General features: G+C 70.2%; 13 protein-coding genes. 7 read left to right on the forward strand and 6 right to left on the reverse strand.

Going from position 1 to position 15,820, the window contains the following annotated elements; genetic code table 11:
• The 3 genes from BKE38_RS25645 to BKE38_RS25655 form a co-directional block, all read right to left on the reverse strand.
• Positions 1-1,078: MFS transporter (locus tag BKE38_RS25645; protein WP_076960049.1), on the reverse strand; the 1,078-nt coding region annotated here is incomplete at its 3' end.
• Positions 1,079-1,266: 188 nt separating this feature from the next.
• Complete coding sequence (locus BKE38_RS25650; RefSeq protein WP_242662570.1) at positions 1,267-1,569, reverse strand: DUF2312 domain-containing protein; 303 nt, start codon at positions 1,567-1,569, stop codon at positions 1,267-1,269.
• A gap of 97 nt (positions 1,570-1,666) precedes the next feature.
• The gene (locus tag BKE38_RS25655; RefSeq protein ID WP_076960050.1) at positions 1,667-1,975 is read right to left on the reverse strand and encodes a DUF1244 domain-containing protein; all 309 of its coding nucleotides are present in this window, start codon (positions 1,973-1,975) and stop codon (positions 1,667-1,669) included.
• Positions 1,976-2,145: 170 nt separating this feature from the next.
• Here BKE38_RS25655 and BKE38_RS25660 point away from each other — a divergent pair, with 170 nt between their 5' ends.
• Positions 2,146-3,156, forward strand: coding sequence for an LLM class flavin-dependent oxidoreductase (locus BKE38_RS25660; RefSeq protein WP_076960051.1), 1,011 nt, complete (start codon positions 2,146-2,148; stop codon positions 3,154-3,156).
• Between the two features lie 268 nt (positions 3,157-3,424).
• Here BKE38_RS25660 and BKE38_RS25665 read toward each other — a convergent pair whose 3' ends face one another.
• Both BKE38_RS25665 and BKE38_RS25670 read right to left on the reverse strand, forming a co-directional pair.
• On the reverse strand, positions 3,425-4,768 hold the full coding sequence (locus BKE38_RS25665; RefSeq protein WP_242662571.1) for an MFS transporter: 1,344 nt from the start codon (positions 4,766-4,768) through the stop codon (positions 3,425-3,427).
• 260 nt (positions 4,769-5,028) lie between these two features.
• A complete protein-coding gene (locus tag BKE38_RS25670) occupies positions 5,029-6,213 on the reverse strand; it encodes a pyridoxal-phosphate-dependent aminotransferase family protein (protein WP_076960052.1) in 1,185 nt (394 codons plus the stop codon).
• A gap of 153 nt (positions 6,214-6,366) precedes the next feature.
• Here BKE38_RS25670 and BKE38_RS25675 point away from each other — a divergent pair, with 153 nt between their 5' ends.
• The 4 genes from BKE38_RS25675 (at position 6,367) to BKE38_RS25690 (ending at position 12,771) form a co-directional block, all read left to right on the forward strand.
• Positions 6,367-9,291 (forward strand): FAD-binding and (Fe-S)-binding domain-containing protein, encoded by a 2,925-nt coding sequence (locus BKE38_RS25675; RefSeq protein WP_076960053.1) that lies wholly within the window; start codon positions 6,367-6,369, stop codon positions 9,289-9,291.
• A complete protein-coding gene (locus BKE38_RS25680) occupies positions 9,288-9,863 on the forward strand; it encodes a DUF924 family protein (RefSeq protein ID WP_076960054.1) in 576 nt (191 codons plus the stop codon). Before BKE38_RS25675 ends, BKE38_RS25680 begins: the two co-directional genes overlap by 4 nt.
• A gap of 320 nt (positions 9,864-10,183) precedes the next feature.
• Positions 10,184-11,389: an OmpA family protein gene (locus tag BKE38_RS25685; RefSeq protein ID WP_076960055.1), complete on the forward strand. Its 1,206-nt coding sequence runs from the start codon at positions 10,184-10,186 to the stop codon at positions 11,387-11,389.
• 251 nt (positions 11,390-11,640) lie between these two features.
• Entirely contained in the window at positions 11,641-12,771 is a 1,131-nt protein-coding gene (locus BKE38_RS25690) for an OmpA family protein (RefSeq protein ID WP_076960056.1), read from the forward strand.
• Positions 12,772-12,828: 57 nt separating this feature from the next.
• Here the strand turns inward: BKE38_RS25690 and BKE38_RS32435 are convergent, their stop codons facing one another.
• Entirely contained in the window at positions 12,829-13,122 is a 294-nt protein-coding gene (locus tag BKE38_RS32435; RefSeq protein ID WP_076960057.1) for a hypothetical protein, read from the reverse strand.
• A 229-nt stretch (positions 13,123-13,351) separates the two neighbouring features.
• On the opposite strand from BKE38_RS32435, the gene BKE38_RS25700 reads away from it, so the two are divergent.
• A complete protein-coding gene (locus BKE38_RS25700; protein ID WP_076960058.1) occupies positions 13,352-14,119 on the forward strand; it encodes a DUF1194 domain-containing protein in 768 nt (255 codons plus the stop codon).
• A gap of 204 nt (positions 14,120-14,323) precedes the next feature.
• Positions 14,324-15,691: an MFS transporter gene (locus BKE38_RS25705; protein ID WP_076960059.1), complete on the forward strand. Its 1,368-nt coding sequence runs from the start codon at positions 14,324-14,326 to the stop codon at positions 15,689-15,691.
• Positions 15,692-15,820: the final 129 nt, after the last annotated feature.

The raw sequence follows: 15,820 nt of genomic DNA on the forward strand, positions 1-15,820 counted from the left end.
GCCAGGACATCGCCGCGCCGCCGCTCACCGGCCCCAGCGCCGCCCCCGCCCCCCAGAGCACCAGCATGCCGCCCGAGGCGGCGGCGAACTCGCCCGGCGGCACATGGTCGTTCACATGCGCCAGCACCAGGCTGTAGCCCGGGATCACCATGGCACCGAACACCGCCACCAGCGCATAGAGCAGCCAGCGCGGCGGATCCTCCGGCACCAGCAGCACCATGGCCAGCAGCGCCGTGGCGGCGCAGCCGGTCAGCGCCACCACCAGCCCGCGCCGGTCCACGCGGTCGGACAGCCAGCCCATCGGCCAGGTGGCGACGAAGCCGCCCAGCGATCCGCAGGCCATGAACAGCGCGACGCCCGAAGCCTCCAGCCCCACCCGCTGCGCGAAGAGCGGCCCGAGCGAGTAGTAGGACGAGGTGCTGACCCCCACCAGGAACCCCGCCACCACGCCGAAGGGCGAGATGCGGTAGAGGTTGCGCAGATTGGGCCGCACCTCCTTCCCCTCCGCCTGCAGCGGCGCCTGGGCGCGCGACAGCACCACCGGCACCAGCGCGAAGGAGATGATCATCGACACCAGGCAGAACAGCACGAAGCCATGCGGGTCGGCCGCCGTCAGCAGCAGCTGCCCGCCGACGCCGGCGATCATCCCGACCATGCCGTAGATGCTGAGCAGCTGGCCGCGCACCGCCGAGGAGGCGGCGCCGTTCAGCCAGCTCTCCACCACGATGAAGAGGCCGGCGAAGCAGAAGCCGGTCAGCGCCCGCCCCAGCGGCCAGAGCCAGGGCGAGACGAACATCAGATGCAGCAGCGGCACCGCCGAGGCCAGCGCCGCCAGCGCCGCGAAGGCCCGCGTATGGCCGACGCCGCGGATCAGCGCGCCGATGCGCAGCGAGCCGACCATCAGCCCGACATAGAAGCCGCTGCCCACCAGGCCGATCTCGGTCGCGGTGAAATGCTCGAGCCCGCCGCGCACCGTCAGCAGCGATGACTGCAGGGTATTGCCCATCTGCAGCATGGCATGCCCGGACAGCAGGGCGATGACGGTGGCAAGGGCGGCGGTCAGCGGGGTTTTCTGCAAGAGCGGGCTCCGGGTCGTGGCACGGCCGGGACCCCTGCCCGCCGGGACGGCGGCTGCCGTCGCGGCGATGCGGCTTCGGGCAGGGGCCGCGGCACCATTCAAGCCGCAGGTCCCGCCGGCCGCAACCCGGGGGCGAACCCCCGGGCCCATCGTTACGCGAGGGAAGGAACCTTCCCCCGCGCCGCGCCTCACATGCCGAGCGCGCGGCGGTAGAGGTCGAGCAGGGTCTCCTGCTCCTCCACCTCGGCCGGCTCCTGCTTGCGCAGGCGGATGATCTGGCGGATCACCTTGACCTCGAAGCCGGCCGACTTGGCCTCGCCGAAGATGTCCTTGATGTCATCGGCCAGCGCCTTGCGCTCTTCCTCCAGCCGCTCAACCCGCTCGATGATGGAGCGCAGACGATCGACCGCGATGCCGCCGACTTCAGGATCGGGATCGGCTTCCTGGCGCGCGCGGTTGGCCTTGGCCTCCTGCTCGTCGAAATCGCTCATCATCGTCTCCGGAAAAATGGCCGGCCACGCGAATGGCCGGGGCGCGCGGGTATAGCGAGGCTCCACCCCAGGGGCAATCGAGAAGCCCCCGCCCCCGTCAGCCGTGCTTCGGCTGGGCGGCAAAGGCGGCCTGCTGCTCCGGCGTCGCCGCCTTCTGGTGCTTCGCCTGCCACTCCTTGTAGGGCATGCCGTAGACGATCTCCCGCGCCTCCGGGTCCGGCAGGGCGATGCCCCGGGCCTCGGCCGCCTCGCGATACCAGCGGCTGAGGCAGTTCCGGCAGAACCCCGCCAGGTTCATCATGTCGATGTTCTGCACGTCGCTGCGCTCGCGCAGATGCGCGACCAGGCGGCGGAAGGCGGCGGCCTCCAGCTCGGTGGTGGTGGCGGCGTCGATCTCGGTGGTCATGGGGACGAGCCCTCCTTCGGCCCGCAATCTGGGCCGCGCCCCCCACGATGCCAAGCACCCCGCGAACACCGGGTATCTACCCACAGCCCGGCGGCGCCCCATATCGAGGGCAACCCGCCCCGGCCGACTGGCCAGGGGCCCTGCCTTCGCACCCGCTCCGGGAGCCATCCATGATCCGCTACTCCGTCCTCGACCTCGCCCCCATCGCCCAGGGGCAGGACGCCACCGCCGCCTTCGAGAACAGCCGCAGCCTGGCCCAGCACGCCGAGACGCTGGGCTTCCACCGCTTCTGGCTGGCCGAGCACCACAACATGCCCGGCATCGCCAGCGCCGCGACCGCCGTGGTCATCGGCCATGTCGCCGCCGGCACCAGCACCATCCGGGTGGGCTCGGGCGGCATCATGCTGCCCAACCACGCGCCCCTGATGATCGCCGAGCAGTTCGGCACGCTGAACGCGCTGTTCCCCGGCCGCATCGACCTGGGGCTCGGCCGCGCCCCCGGCACCGACATGCGCACCGCCCGCGCCCTTCGTCGCAACCTGTCCGGCGAGGCCGACAGCTTCCCCCAGGACGTGGTCGAGCTGCAGCAGTGGTTCGCCCCGGTCCAGCCCGGCCAGCCGGTGCGCGCCGTCCCCGGCGGCGGCATGGAGATCCCGATCTGGCTGCTGGGCTCCAGCCTCTACAGCGCGCAGCTGGCGGCAGCCCTTGGCCTGCCCTTCGCCTTCGCCAGCCACTTCGCGCCCCAGGCCATGATCCAGGCGCTGGAGATCTACCGCGAAGGCTTCCGCCCCTCGGCGATGTTGGAAAAGCCCTACAGCATGGCCGCGATGAACGTCTTCGCCGCCGAGACGGACGAGGAAGGCCAGCGCCTGTTCACCTCGCTGCAGCAGCAGTTCCTGAACCTGCGCCGCGGCACCCCCGGCCTGCTGCCGCCGCCCGCCGAGGACGTCGCCACCCTGCAGCGCGAGGCCGAATGGGCCGGCGTCGGCAAGAGCCTGGCCTGCTCGGCGGTCGGCAGCCCCGCCACGGTGCGGGCCGGGATCGAGGCCTTCCTGGCCGAAACCCAGGTCGACGAGCTGATGCTCACCGGGCAGATCTTCGACCATCAGGCCCGCCTGCGGTCCTTCTCGATCGCGGCGGAGATCTGCAAGGATCTGGTGGCGGTGAAAGAAGCGGTCTGACAGAGAAGACAAGGGGAAAAGGTTGGGGGAATGAATTCCCCCAAACCCCCATCTTCTTTCTGTTCACCGGCCGTGAACAGACCAGCGCCTTCGCCGGCAGCGGCACCAGGGCATCACGGCGGGACGCTGAATACAAAAACAGCGCGACCTTGAAGGTCGCGCTGCGTATTGGCCGTTTCACGTACGGTCTCCACCTGGACACGGCAGTCTGAAAGAAAAAAGAAGGGGTCGAGGGGAATTCATTCCCCTCGCCTGCCTCTGTCTTCCCTTACTCCGCTGCTGCTGCCTGCGAAGACGCCGCCGGCTTGCGGTCGAGGATCAGCACCAGCACGATCGACAGGATCGGCAGGGCGGCCATGAACAGCAGGCCGTAGTAGTCGCCGCCGGTGCGGTCCTTGATGATGCCGAAGACCTGCGGCCCGAAGTAGCCGCCAAGGTTGCCGACCGAGTTGATCCAGGCGATGCCGGCCGCCGCGGCGACGCCGCTGAGCATCGCGGTGGGCAGCGACCAGAAGATCGGCAGCGCGGCGAAGATGCCGTAGCTGGCGAGCGCCAGGCCGACCAGCTTCAGCACCAGGCCGTCATTGCTGGCGGCGATCAGCAGGCCGGCGGTGGCGCAGGCGGCGGCGAAGATCGTCGTCCACTTCCGCTCCTTCACCTTGTCCGAGAAGAAGCCCCAGAGGACCATGGTCACGGCGCCGACGGCATAGGGGAAGGCGTTCAGGAAGCCGACCTGGACGTTGGACAGGTCGCCCAGCGCCTTGATGATCTGCGGCTGGAAGAAGCCCAGGGTGTAGAGCGGCGAGACCAGCCCCAGATAGACCAGGCCGTAGCCGATGACCTTGGGGTTCACCAGCGTCTCCCACCACTTGAAGGTGACGACGGCCTCGCGGGCGCGCTCCTCCTCGGCCAGGCGGTTCTGCAGCCAGGTCTTCTCCTCGGTGGTCAGCCAGGTGGCTTCCGAGGGGCGGTCGGTCAGGTACCACAGCACGCCGCCGGTCATCAGCACGGCCGGGATGGCCTCGATGATGAACATCCACTGCCAGCCATGCAGGCCCCAGATCCCGTCCATGTTCAGCAGGTAGCCGGAGACCGGCGAGCCGAGCGCCGAGGAGAAGGGGATGGCGAACATGAACCAGCCGATGATGCGGCCGCGATAGGCGCTGGGGAACCACAGCGTCAGGTAGAAGATGACGCCGGGGAAGAAGCCGGCCTCGGCGGCGCCGAGCAGCACGCGGACGATGTTGAAGCTGGTGGGCCCGGTCACGAAGGCCTGGGCGCCCGACAGGATGCCCCAGGTGATCATGATGCGGGCGATCCACATCCGCGCGCCGAAGCGGTTCAGCGCCAGGTTGCTGGGCACCTCGAAGGCGAAATAGGCCAGGAAGAAGATGCCGGCGGCGGTGCCGAAGGCGGTGGCCGACAGGCCCAGGTCGGCGCGCATGGCAGGGCCGGCGAAGCCCACATTCACCCGGTCGAGATAGGAGATGAAGTAGCAGACGATCAGGAAGGGCAGCAGGCGCCAGGCGACCTTGCGCATGGTGCTGCGCTCGACGGCGCTGATCTCTTGCGTGGCGGCCGGGGCCGAGCCCTGGCCGAAAGCTGCGCCCATAGCGCTTCCCCCGAAGTCGTTTATGCCAGCCAGCCCTGGGGCCGGGTCGGCGGGGGTTTTGGGCCAGTCCGTCCTATGAGTCGATAGTTCATTTCCCGGCGGCTCTCCAGCGCGCAACTTTAAGTCAGCGCATCGGCCGGATTATTTGCGGTCCTGCAAGGCTTCCCCGGCAGCGGGTGGCTTTTCGGGCCGCTGCGCTGCCGGATCGGTCCGGGTCGGCCCTGCCGACGGCTAAGCGTTATTTCATCCACCCGCGCGGCTCAGCTGTTGCCGGCCAGGTAGTCCATGGCGGCCCTCACGCCCTGGTCCTGGTGCGGCACGCCGGCGATGCGCAGCCCCATCTCGACGCCGGTCAGCGTGCCCATCAGCGCCAGGTCGTTGAAGTCGCCGAGATGGCCGATGCGGAACACCCGGTCGTTCAGCCGGCCCAGCCCGTTGCCCAGGCTCATGTTGAACTTCTGCAGGATGGCCGCGCGCAGGTCGTTGGCCGAATGGCCCTCCGGCACGCGCACCGCGGTCAGGGCCGAGGAATAGTGCCGCGGGTCTTCGCACTGGATCTCCAGCCCCCAGGCGCGGACGGCGCGACGGGTGGCCTCGGCATGGCGGTCGTGGCGGGCGAAGACATTCTCCAGGCCCTCGGCCAGCAGCAGGTCCAGCGCGGTGTCCAGCGCATAGAGCATGTTGGTCGCCGGCGTGTAGGGGAAGTAGCCGGTGGCGTTGCTGGCCAGCATCGGCCGCCAGTCCCAGAAGCTGCGCGGCAGCTTGGCGCTCTCCGACGCCTTCAGCGCCTTCGGGCTGATCGCGTTGAAAGAAAGGCCCGGGGGCAGCATCAGCCCCTTCTGGCTGCCCGCCACCGTGACGTCGACGCCCCATTTGTCATGCCGATAGTCGATCGAGCCCAGGGAAGAAATGGTGTCGACCAGCAGCAGCGCCGGGTGGCCGGCCGCGTCCATGGCGCGGCGCACCTCGTCGACGCGGGAGGTGGCGCCGGTCGAGGTCTCATTGTGCACCACGCAGACCGCCTTGATGGCGTGGTCGCGGTCGGCGCGCAGCCGGGCCTCGATGCCGGGGACATCGGCGCCGCGGCGCCAGTCGGTCTGGATGAATTCGGGGCGGATGCCCAGGCGCTCGGCCATCTCACGCCAGAGGAAGGCGAACTGCCCGGTCTCGCACATCAGCACGGTGTCGCCGGGCGAGAGGGTGTTGACCAGCGCCGCCTCCCAGGCCCCGGTGCCGGAGGCCGGGTAGATCACCACGGGCTGCTTCGTCTTGAAGACGGCCTTGACCTTCTCCAGCAGCTGGGCGCCGAACAGGCCGAAATCCGGGCCGCGATGGTCCATGGTCGGGTTGTCCAGCGCCCGCAGCACGCGGTCGGGGACATTGGTCGGACCCGGGATCTGCAGGAAATGCCGGCCCGCCACGGGCTTCGACTGGTAATAGGCCATGGATGCCTCCCCTCGCGCTTCTTGCCCCGGTCTAGGGGGGGTTCCATGACGGGCGCCAATGAGTTCGCCTTGTCCGATTGATGAGCATTATAGATCGGACAGGCGCCCGCCCGCGCGCTAGCCTGGGCGGCAAGAAGAGCGCGGGATCCGTCCATGAATGCCATCCACCAGTCCAAGGTGCTGCCGGGCGATGCGGCGCTCGCCGCGCGGCTGAAGCGCGCCGTCGAGGGCGAGGTGCGCTTCGCCCCCGGCGATCGCGGCCGCTACGCCACCGATGCCAGCATCTACCAGGTGGAGCCGATCGGCGTGCTGGTGCCGAAGACCCAGGCGGATGTCGCCGCGGCCCTGGCAATCTGCCGCGAGGCCGGCGTGCCGGTGCTGGCGCGCGGCGGCGGCACCAGCCAGTGCGGCCAGACGGTGAACCGGGCGCTGGTGATCGATTGCAGCAAGCATCTGCGCCGGGTTCTGTCGGTCGAGGGCGACACCGCCTGGGTGGAGCCTGGGATTGCCCTGGGCGCCCTGAACGACGCGCTGAAGAACGGCAAGAAGTTCTTTCCGGTCGATCCCTCCACCTGGGCGCGCTGCACCATCGGCGGCATGGCGGGCAACAATTCCTGCGGCAGCAAGTCGATCCGCTACGGGCTGATGGCCGACAACGTGCTGGCGATCGACGCGCTGCTGGCCGATGGCAGCCGCTTCACTTTCTCCGAGTTGCCCGACAACCTGGGCGACGACATCCCCGGCCCGACCGCGGCGCTGATCCAGGCGCTGCGCCGCCTCGGCGCCAGCGAGGCGGAGGAGATCGCGGCGCGCTTCCCGAAGCAGCTGCGCCGGGTCGGCGGCTACAATATCGACGCGCTGACGCCGGCCGCGCGCGCCGCCGGGCGCGGCAACCTGGCGCGGCTGCTGGTCGGCAGCGAGGGCACGCTGGCCTTCTCGGCGGCGCTGCAGCTGAAGCTGTCGCCGATCAAGCCGCGCAAGGTGCTGGGCATCTGCCAGTTCCCCACCTTCCGCGCCGCCATGGCCGCCAGCGAACACCTGGTGGCGCTGCAGCCCGAAGCGGTCGAGCTGGTCGACCGCACCATGATCGACCTGGGCCGGTCCATCGCCATCTACCGACCCACCATCGACGCCATCGTCATCGGCGAGCCTGACTCCCTGCTCATCGTCGAATTCCATGGCGACGAGGACGCCGCTCTGCTGCGCGAACTCGATCGACTGGAAGAAAAAATGGGCGACCTGGGCTACCCCGGCGCCGTGGTGCGGGTGACGGACCCCGCCTTCCAGGCCAGCGTCGCCGAGGTGCGCGAGGCGGGGCTCAACATCATGATGTCGATGAAGGGTGACGGAAAGCCGGTCTCCTTCATCGAGGACACCGCCGTCGATCTGGCCGATCTCGCCGACTATACCGAGCGGCTGAACGAGGTCTTTGCCCGCCACGGCACCAAGGGCACCTGGTATGCCCATGCCAGCGTCGGCTGCCTGCATGTCCGCCCCGTCCTGAACATGAAGCAGGGCGAGGACGTCACCAAGATGCGGGCGATTGCGGAAGAATGCTTCGCCCTGGTCCGCGAATACAAGGGCAGCCATTCCGGCGAGCATGGCGACGGCATCGTCCGCTCCGAATTCAATGAAGTAATGTTCGGCAGCCGCATCGCCCGCGCCTTCGAGGCGGTGAAGGACGCCTTCGACCCTGCCGCCCTGCTCAACCCCGGCCGCGTGGTGCGCGCGCCGCGGATGGATGACCGCAGCCTGTTCCGCTACCCGCCCGGCTATGCGGCGGATGCGGCGATCACCCCGGCGCTGGACTGGTCGGCCTGGCCTGGCCCTCAGGGCGGGCTGCTGGGCGCGGTCGAGATGTGCAACAACAACGGCACCTGCCGGAAGTTCGACGCGAACGTCATGTGCCCCTCCTTCCGCGCCACGCGGGACGAGCAGCACCTGACGCGTGGCCGGGCCAATACGCTGCGCCTGGCGCTGACCGGGCAGCTCGGCCCCGATGCGCTGGCCGGGCCGGAGGTGGCCGAGGCGCTGTCGCTCTGCGTCTCCTGCAAGGGCTGCAAGCGGGAATGCCCGACCGGCGTCGACATGGCCAAGATGAAGATCGAGGCAACCCATGCCAGGGCCCAGCGCCATGGGGTGCCGCTGAAGGACCGCATCATCGCCGAGCTGCCGCGCTGGGCACCCTGGGCCTCGCGGCTGCCGGCGCTGGCCAATCTGCGCGACCGGCTGCCGGGGCTGGCCGCGCTGTCGGAGCGCTTCCTGGGCCTGGCGGCGTCCCGCCCGCTGCCCCGCTTCGTCGGCCACCCCTTCCGCAACGAGGAGGCCCGGACCGAGGGCGACCGCGGCGAGGTGCTGCTCTGGGCCGACACCTTCAACCGCCACTACGAACCCGGGATCCTGCGCGACGCGGTAACCGTGCTGGGCCGCGCCGGCTATCGCGTCCGCCCGGCCGCGGCGCCGCGCGGCCGGGCGCTGTGCTGCGGCCGCAGCTATCTGGCCGCCGGCATGGTCAACCGGGCGCGGGCCGAGGCGCGGCGGACGCTGGCGGCGCTGGCCGTCAGCGACGCGCCGGTGATCGGGCTGGAACCCTCCTGCCTGACCACGCTGCGCGACGAGTTCTTGTCCATGCTCCCCGGCGGGGAGAGCGAGAAGCTTTCTGCCCGTGCCTTCCTGCTGACCGAGTTCCTGGCCAAGGAGAATGTGGACCTGCCGCTGCAGTCCCCCGGCCCGGCCCGCGCCCATATCCACGGGCATTGTCACCAAAAGGCCTTCGGCGCCTTCCTGCCCGCGGTGAAGACATTGAGGAAGATTCCGGGCATGGAGGTGGTCCCGATCGCCTCCTCCTGCTGCGGCATGGCCGGCAGCTTCGGCTACGAGGCGTCGAAACTGGAGACCAGCAAGGCCATGGCCGAGATTTCCCTGCTGCCGGCGGTGCGCGCCGCGGCGCCCGAGGATGTCATCCTCGCCGACGGCACCTCCTGCCGCCACCAGATCCGCGACCTGTCGGGGCGCGAGGCGCTGCATTCGGTGCAGCTGCTGGCGCGCGCCCTGAAGCCGGCCCCGAAGCCGGCATGAGCGACGCCCAGGCCATCCTGGACTTCTGGTTCCAGGATGACGTCACCCTGCCCCGCGCCGCCTGGTTCCAGCGCGACGACGCCTTCGACGACGCCATCCGCCAAAACTTCGGCGCGCTGGTGGCGCCGGCCCGCGACGGCGCGCTGGACGGCTGGGCCGCGACGCCGGATGGGGCGCTGGCGCTGCTGATCCTGCTGGACCAGTTCCCGCGCAACCTGTTCCGCGGCAGCCCGGAAGCCTTCGCCAGCGACCCGCATGCGCGCGAGATCGCCCGAGGCGCCGTGCTGCGGGACCGCCACGACATGGCGCTGCATCCGAACCAGCGCGCCTTCCTCTACCTGCCCTTCGAGCATTCGGAGGCGCTGGCCGACCAGGCGCTCTGCGTTGCCCTGTTCGAAGGTCTTCGCGATTTTCCGCCGCAGCGGGCGCCCGGCGCTGGCATCGACTATGCCTGGCGGCACTGGCAGGTGATCCGCCGCTTCGGCCGCTTTCCGCACCGGAATGCCGTGCTCGGCCGCACCAATACGGCTGACGAGAAAACCTATCTCGCGCAGCCGGGCGCCGGCTTCTGAGCCAGGGTTGCAGGCCTTCTGGCGGCCGGTTTGTTCACGTCCCCGTGTGCAACCGGTCGCGAGAAACCGTCGGATCGAAGAAACCGACCGGAGGAAGGTGCGACAGCGCCGCACCGTGAGGGCCGAACGGCACGGCGTTTGATGAAAAAGCCGTTTAGATTCGGCGACCTGCACCATGACTTTCGCGTGCGATGACAAGGCCATGGCAATGCTGTGGCAGTTTCGCCACAGGCCTGCTTCGTTGCAAAGCCGCAGAGCAACCGCAGCATGAAACCCAGGTTCTCCCTGCGCCTGCCAACTGGGCCTTAGGGAACATCGACATGACGCTTCGCCGCCTTCTTCTCGCCGCCACGGTCCTGACCACCACCGCCGGTCTGGCCCATGCCCAGTCCAGCACCACCCCCTGGTACCTGCCGAACCCCTCGGCCCAGCCGATCACCGGCGTCTATCTCGGCGCTGGCGCCGGCTGGAACCACTCCGACGCCCGCGGCCTGAACGCGCTCGGCGGCAACGGCACCTACTTCAACAACACCTCCGGCAACCGCCAGGGCAATCTGGGCTTCGAGGAAGGCTTCGGCGGCGTCCTCTCGGTCGGCTGGGGCTTCGGCAACGGCCTGCGCGCCGAGATCGAGGGCAACTACCGCTACAACAGCGTCGATCGCCTGGGCGGCTTCCAGCGTCGCACCGGCGGCGCGCCCGGCGTCGCCTTCCGCGGCATCGACGGCGAGCAGCAGCAGTTCGGCGTGATGGCCAACGTCTTCTACGACTTCCAGCTGCCGCAGTGGTTCCCGACCATGCCGGTTGCGGTCGTTCCCTACATCGGTGGCGGCGTCGGCTACCAGTGGACCGACCTGGACGCCAAGGCCACCCGCCTGGCCCCGGGCGGCAACACCGTGCGCATCGACGACACCAACGGCCAGTTTGCCTATCAGGGCATCGCCGGCCTGGCCTTCCCAATCGCCGCCGTGCCGGGCCTGTCGCTCACCGCCGAGTACCGCTACACCGGCGCCTTGCAGGGCCACTACAAGGGCAGCGTGACCAACCCGGCCGGCCAGCGCGTCTCCTCGGGCAAGTATGAGGTCGACCAGCTGCACAACCACTCGGCGATGCTGGGCCTGCGCTACGCCTTCAACACCCCGACCCCGCCGGCGCCGGTGCCGGTCGTGGCGCCCGCCCCGGCCGTCGCCCCGGCCCCGGCCCGCACCTACCTGGTGTTCTTCGACTTCGACCGTGCCGACCTGACCGACCGCGCCCGCCAGATCATCTCCGAGGCGGCGCAGGCTTCGGGCCGCGTGCAGACGACCCGTATCGAGGTGGCCGGCCATGCCGACCGCGCCGGTTCGCCGCAGTACAACCAGCGCCTGTCGCAGCGTCGCGCCGACGCCGTGGCCGCCGAGCTGGTCCGCCTGGGCGTCGCCCGCTCGGCGATCACCGTCCAGGCCTTCGGCGAGAGCCGTCCGCTGGTCGCGACGGCCGACGGCGTGCGCGAGCCGCAGAACCGCCGCGTCGAGATCGTCCTGCGCTGATCTGATCGGCCCCGGGGTTCATCCCCGGGGCCGGTTTCTTCTTGGCGGAACTGGTCCCGGGGCGCCCTGCGCGGCCCGGGTTCTTTGCGTTGACGGCAGTCTTGTTGCGGAATACGCAATCACATCGACGTGACGGTTAAATTGCCTGGCTTAACCCTGGTGAACCGGGTGGTAGAAAGTTAAGCCTGTGGTACTCGGACGCAGCCCGCAGGGCGCGGGACAAGGTCCGGACCCGAAGAGAGGCCTGTCCCATGATGATCCGTAAGCTGCTGCTGGCCACCACGATGCTGGCCCTGCCGCTGGCTGCCGCCAAGGCCCAGACCGTGCCCGTCACCGGCGTCTATCTCGGCGCCGGCGCCGGCGTCGACTTCCAGATGGACAGCGACACCGAGGCCACCGGCGGCCTGCAGAACACGCTGCGCGCCCGCGGCGTCAGCCGCAGCGGCAAGGCCGAGTTCGGCACCGGCGGCGTCGGCGTGCTCAGCCTGGGCTGGGGCTTCGGCAATGGCGTCCGCGCCGAGATCGAGGGTAATTTCCGCCGCGCCGAATTCGACAGCTACAGCGGCAACGCCCCGCTCGCGCCCTGGGGCACCTATCGCGGCTCGGCCTCGACCTATGGCGTGATGGCCAATGCCTTCTTCGACTTCCACCAGCTGAACTGGCCGGTGGTGCCCTATATCGGCGCCGGCATCGGCTATGCCTGGACCGACTTCGACAAGGTCCGCGCCACCAGCCGCGTCAGCGGCGAGCGGCTGGCGATCGACGACACCGATGCGCAATTCGCCTTCCAGGGCATCGTCGGCGCCTCGCTGCCGATCTCGGCCGTGCCGGGCCTGGCGCTGACCGCCGAGTACCGCTTCTTCGGCACGCTGGACAACGAGTACAAGACCACCCTGTGGCAGGCCAACGGCACTGCCCCGCAGCGCGGCAAGGTCGAGTTCGAGAACTACCACCACTCGGTCCTGGTCGGCCTGCGCTACGCCTTCAACCAGCCGACCCCGCCGGCGCCGGTGCCGGTCGCGCCGATCGCCCCGGCCGCGGCGCCCTCGCCGACCCGCACCTACCTGGTGTTCTTCGACTTCGACCGGGCCGACCTGACCGACCGCGCGCGCCAGATCGTCGCCGAGGCGGCGCAGAACTCGACCCGCGTGCAGACCACGCGCCTCGAAGTCTCCGGCCATGCCGACCGCTCGGGCTCGCCGCAGTACAACCAGCGCCTGTCGCAGCGCCGCGCCGATGCGGTGGCGGCGGAGCTGGTCCGCCTGGGCGTCGCGCGCTCGGCCATCACCATCCAGGCCTTCGGCGAAAGCCGCCCGCTGGTGCCGACCGCCGATGGCGTGCGCGAGCCGCAGAACCGCCGCGTCGAGATCGTCCTGCGCTGATCCCGTCAGCCAGGTCGCAGGATTGGAAAGGGGCGCCTCCGGGCGCCCCTTTCTGCGTCAGTTCATCCGCAGCGGCGGCTCCTCCGGCGGATCGCCCAGCGGCGGAATGTCCGGCGCGTCCGGCGTCGGCTGGTCCGGCCCCGGCGGCTCGGTGATCGGCGGCTCGGGCAGGTCCGGCCCGGGCGGCGGCGGCGGGACGGGGGGGATCGGCGGCGGCGCGTCCGGCGGCGGGATCGGCAGCTGCATCTCCAGCGGCGGCAGGGTCGAGGCCTGCGCCGGCCAGAGCGGCGGCCCCGCGGGCAGGCGGCGGCCGACGCTGCCGTCGTAGAGGCGGAAAACTTCGGCGGTCATGCTTCCTCCAAGGGGCTGCTCCTGGAGGGAACTGCCGGGTAGCCCCTGGGGTTGCTGCCTCCCCGGTTACCGCATGTTGCAGGCCCGCCACAGCAAGGGCGGAAGCGGTCCTCGCGGTGGCGTGAGGCACACGCGACCTATGGCAGTTTTGTTGCGGCGCACAATATAATGGGTCCCGGCTTTCAGGAGGAAACAACCACAACCCAGTCCCCCCTGGAGGTCTGCCCCCATGCGTCGCCGCGACTTCGTCACCCTCTCTGCCGGGCTCATTGCCGCCCCGGCGCTGCTGACCGGCCGGCGCGCCCAGGCCAATACCACCTCCGCCAACGAACCCGTCGACATCGAGCTCGCCCTGGCGGTCGATGTCAGCCGCTCGGTCGACGCCGAGGAGCAGGAGCTGCAGTTCCGCGGCTATGCCGCCGCCTTCCGCGACCAGCGCCTGATCGATGGCATCAGCCGCGGCGCCATCGGCGCCATCGCCGTCAGCTTCTTCACCTGGTCCGACTGGAACGTGCAGGAGCTGCTGGTGCCCTGGATGCGCATCGATGGCGCCGCCACGGCCGAGGCCTTCGCCGGCGCCATCGACGCCGCGCCGCGCCGCACCCACCTCTACACCTCGATCTCGGCCGCCATCGACTTCGCCGCCACCCTGTTCGGCCAGGGCTTCGAAGGCACCCGCCAGGTCGTCGACATCTCCGGCGACGGGGTCAACAATTCCGGCCGGCCGCTGGCCGAGGCGCGCGCCGCGGCGCTTGACCGCGGCATCGTGCTGAACGGGCTGGCCGTGCTCGACCGCACCCCGCCGCCCAGCCAGTTCGCCGCCCTCAACCCGCCGCTCGACGAATACTACCGCGACCAGGTCATCGGCGGGCCCGGCGCCTTCCTGATGGTCGCCGAAGGCTTCGACGCCTTCGAGAACGCCGTCCGCCGCAAGATCATCCGCGAGATCGCCCTCAACCCGCCGCCCGGGCCGCTGGTCGAGCGGGCTTTCGCTTAAAAGGCATTAAGAATCTGGGGGAAAGAATTCCCCCAGGCCCTCTTCTCTTTCTGCGAACGGCCCTTTCCCCACCGGCGCCAACGCTCAGGCCATCCACCGGTGGCACGCGGCCGCTGCGCAGCCGCTCTGTCACGGGCGCTACTGGCGCGCATCACACGCCCGGCGCATGGTCGAGCCTCGCACCACAGGAGGATCGGCGACGGCATGCAGACGGACACGGACGGCCTGCCCCCGGAACGACGCCGCTGGGCGATCCTGGCGCTGGCCGTCGCCATCGCCATGGCGGTGATGGACAGCTCCATCGCCAATGTCGCCCTGCCCGCTATCGCCGCCGACCTGCGCGTCTCGCCCTCCGAAGCCATCCTGGTGGTCAACGCCTACCAGATCGCCATCGTCTGCTCGCTGCTGCCGCTCGCCTCGCTGGGCGAGCTGGTCGGCCATGAGCGCGTCTACCGCACCGGCCTTGCCCTCTTCGTCGTCGCCTCCTGCTTCTGCGCCATGGCGGATTCGCTGACCTGGCTGACCCTGTCGCGCATCGTCCAGGGCTTCGGCGCCGCAGGCCTGATGTCGGTCAACACCGCCCTGCTGCGCTTCATCTACCCGCAGAGCCGCCTCGGCCAGGGCGTCGGCATCAATGCCCTGGTCGTCGCCCTCTCCTCGGTCACCGGGCCCAGCGTCGCCGCCGGCATCCTCAGCATCGCCCACTGGCCCTGGATCTTCGCGGTCAATATCCCGGTGGGCCTGCTGGCGTTCCTCCTGGCCTGGCGCTTCCTGCCGCAGACGCCGCGCGCCCGCCGCCGCTTCGACGCCGCCTCCGCCCTGCTCAGCGCTGCCACCTTCGGCATGACCATGACCGCCTTCGAGCAGTTCACCCATGGCGCCCCCGCCTGGCGCGGCAGCCTGCTGCTGGCCGGCGGCATCATCGCCGGCATCCTGCTGGTCCGCCGCCAGTCCGGCCGCCCGGCGCCGCTGCTGCCGGTCGACCTGCTGCGCATCCCGGTCTTCAGCCTGTCGGTGGCGACCTCGATCTGCTCCTTCGCCGCGCAGATGCTGGCCTTCGTGGCGCTGCCCTTCTTCCTGCAGCACAGCCTGGGCCGAACCCAGGTCGAGACCGGCCTGCTGATGACCCCCTGGCCGCTGGTGCTGATCGTCATGTCGCCGCTGGCCGGCCGCCTGTCCGACCGCATCCCGGCAGGCCTCCTGGGCGGCATCGGTCTGATCGTCATGGCCACCGGCCTGGCCCTGCTCGCCACCCTGCCGGCGGCGCCGACCGCCATCGACATCGGCTGGCGCACCGCGCTCTGCGGCATGGGCTTCGGCCTGTTCCAGAGCCCGAACAACCGCGCGCTCCTCTCCGCCGCCCCGCGCGAGCGCTCGGGCGGCGCCAGCGGCATGCTTTCCACCGCGCGGCTGCTGGGCCAGACCACCGGCGCGACGCTTGCCGCCCTGACCCTGCGGCTGGCCGGTGAGAACGGTGCGGCGGTGGCCCTGTCGGTTGCCGCTTGCATTGCCGGCGCCGCTGCCGTCATCAGCTTCACCCGCCTGGCCGGCCGCCGCCCCGGCGCCGCCTGATGTTTCTGTCCGCTTTTTCCGTAGAGTTCTCTGCCATGGCCAACAACCCCCCGACCCGTCCCTCGCCCGAGGCGCTCCGCGCCGAGATCCTGCGCCAGACCGCCGCGCGCGGCGGTCTGGCGCAGGATC

Origin of the sequence: Teichococcus deserti, from assembly GCF_001982615.1 — a bacterium.
In the GTDB taxonomy this organism is placed as follows: domain Bacteria; phylum Pseudomonadota; class Alphaproteobacteria; order Acetobacterales; family Acetobacteraceae; genus Pseudoroseomonas; species Pseudoroseomonas deserti.

What these genes read in the sequence shown, in the direction of transcription:
- BKE38_RS25650 (WP_242662570.1), bottom strand. Translation starts at nt 1,569, where the DNA reads ATGAGCGATTTCGACGAGCAGGAGGCCAAGGCCAACCGCGCGCGCCAG.
- BKE38_RS25655 (WP_076960050.1), bottom strand. Translation starts at nt 1,975, where the DNA reads ATGACCACCGAGATCGACGCCGCCACCACCACCGAGCTGGAGGCCGCC.
- BKE38_RS25660 (WP_076960051.1), top strand. Translation starts at nt 2,146, where the DNA reads ATGATCCGCTACTCCGTCCTCGACCTCGCCCCCATCGCCCAGGGGCAG.
- BKE38_RS25665 (WP_242662571.1), bottom strand. Translation starts at nt 4,768, where the DNA reads ATGGGCGCAGCTTTCGGCCAGGGCTCGGCCCCGGCCGCCACGCAAGAG.
- BKE38_RS25670 (WP_076960052.1), bottom strand. Translation starts at nt 6,213, where the DNA reads ATGGCCTATTACCAGTCGAAGCCCGTGGCGGGCCGGCATTTCCTGCAG.
- BKE38_RS25675 (WP_076960053.1), top strand. Translation starts at nt 6,367, where the DNA reads ATGAATGCCATCCACCAGTCCAAGGTGCTGCCGGGCGATGCGGCGCTC.
- BKE38_RS25680 (WP_076960054.1), top strand. Translation starts at nt 9,288, where the DNA reads ATGAGCGACGCCCAGGCCATCCTGGACTTCTGGTTCCAGGATGACGTC.
- BKE38_RS25685 (WP_076960055.1), top strand. Translation starts at nt 10,184, where the DNA reads ATGACGCTTCGCCGCCTTCTTCTCGCCGCCACGGTCCTGACCACCACC.
- BKE38_RS25690 (WP_076960056.1), top strand. Translation starts at nt 11,641, where the DNA reads ATGATGATCCGTAAGCTGCTGCTGGCCACCACGATGCTGGCCCTGCCG.
- BKE38_RS32435 (WP_076960057.1), bottom strand. Translation starts at nt 13,122, where the DNA reads ATGACCGCCGAAGTTTTCCGCCTCTACGACGGCAGCGTCGGCCGCCGC.
- BKE38_RS25700 (WP_076960058.1), top strand. Translation starts at nt 13,352, where the DNA reads ATGCGTCGCCGCGACTTCGTCACCCTCTCTGCCGGGCTCATTGCCGCC.
- BKE38_RS25705 (WP_076960059.1), top strand. Translation starts at nt 14,324, where the DNA reads ATGCAGACGGACACGGACGGCCTGCCCCCGGAACGACGCCGCTGGGCG.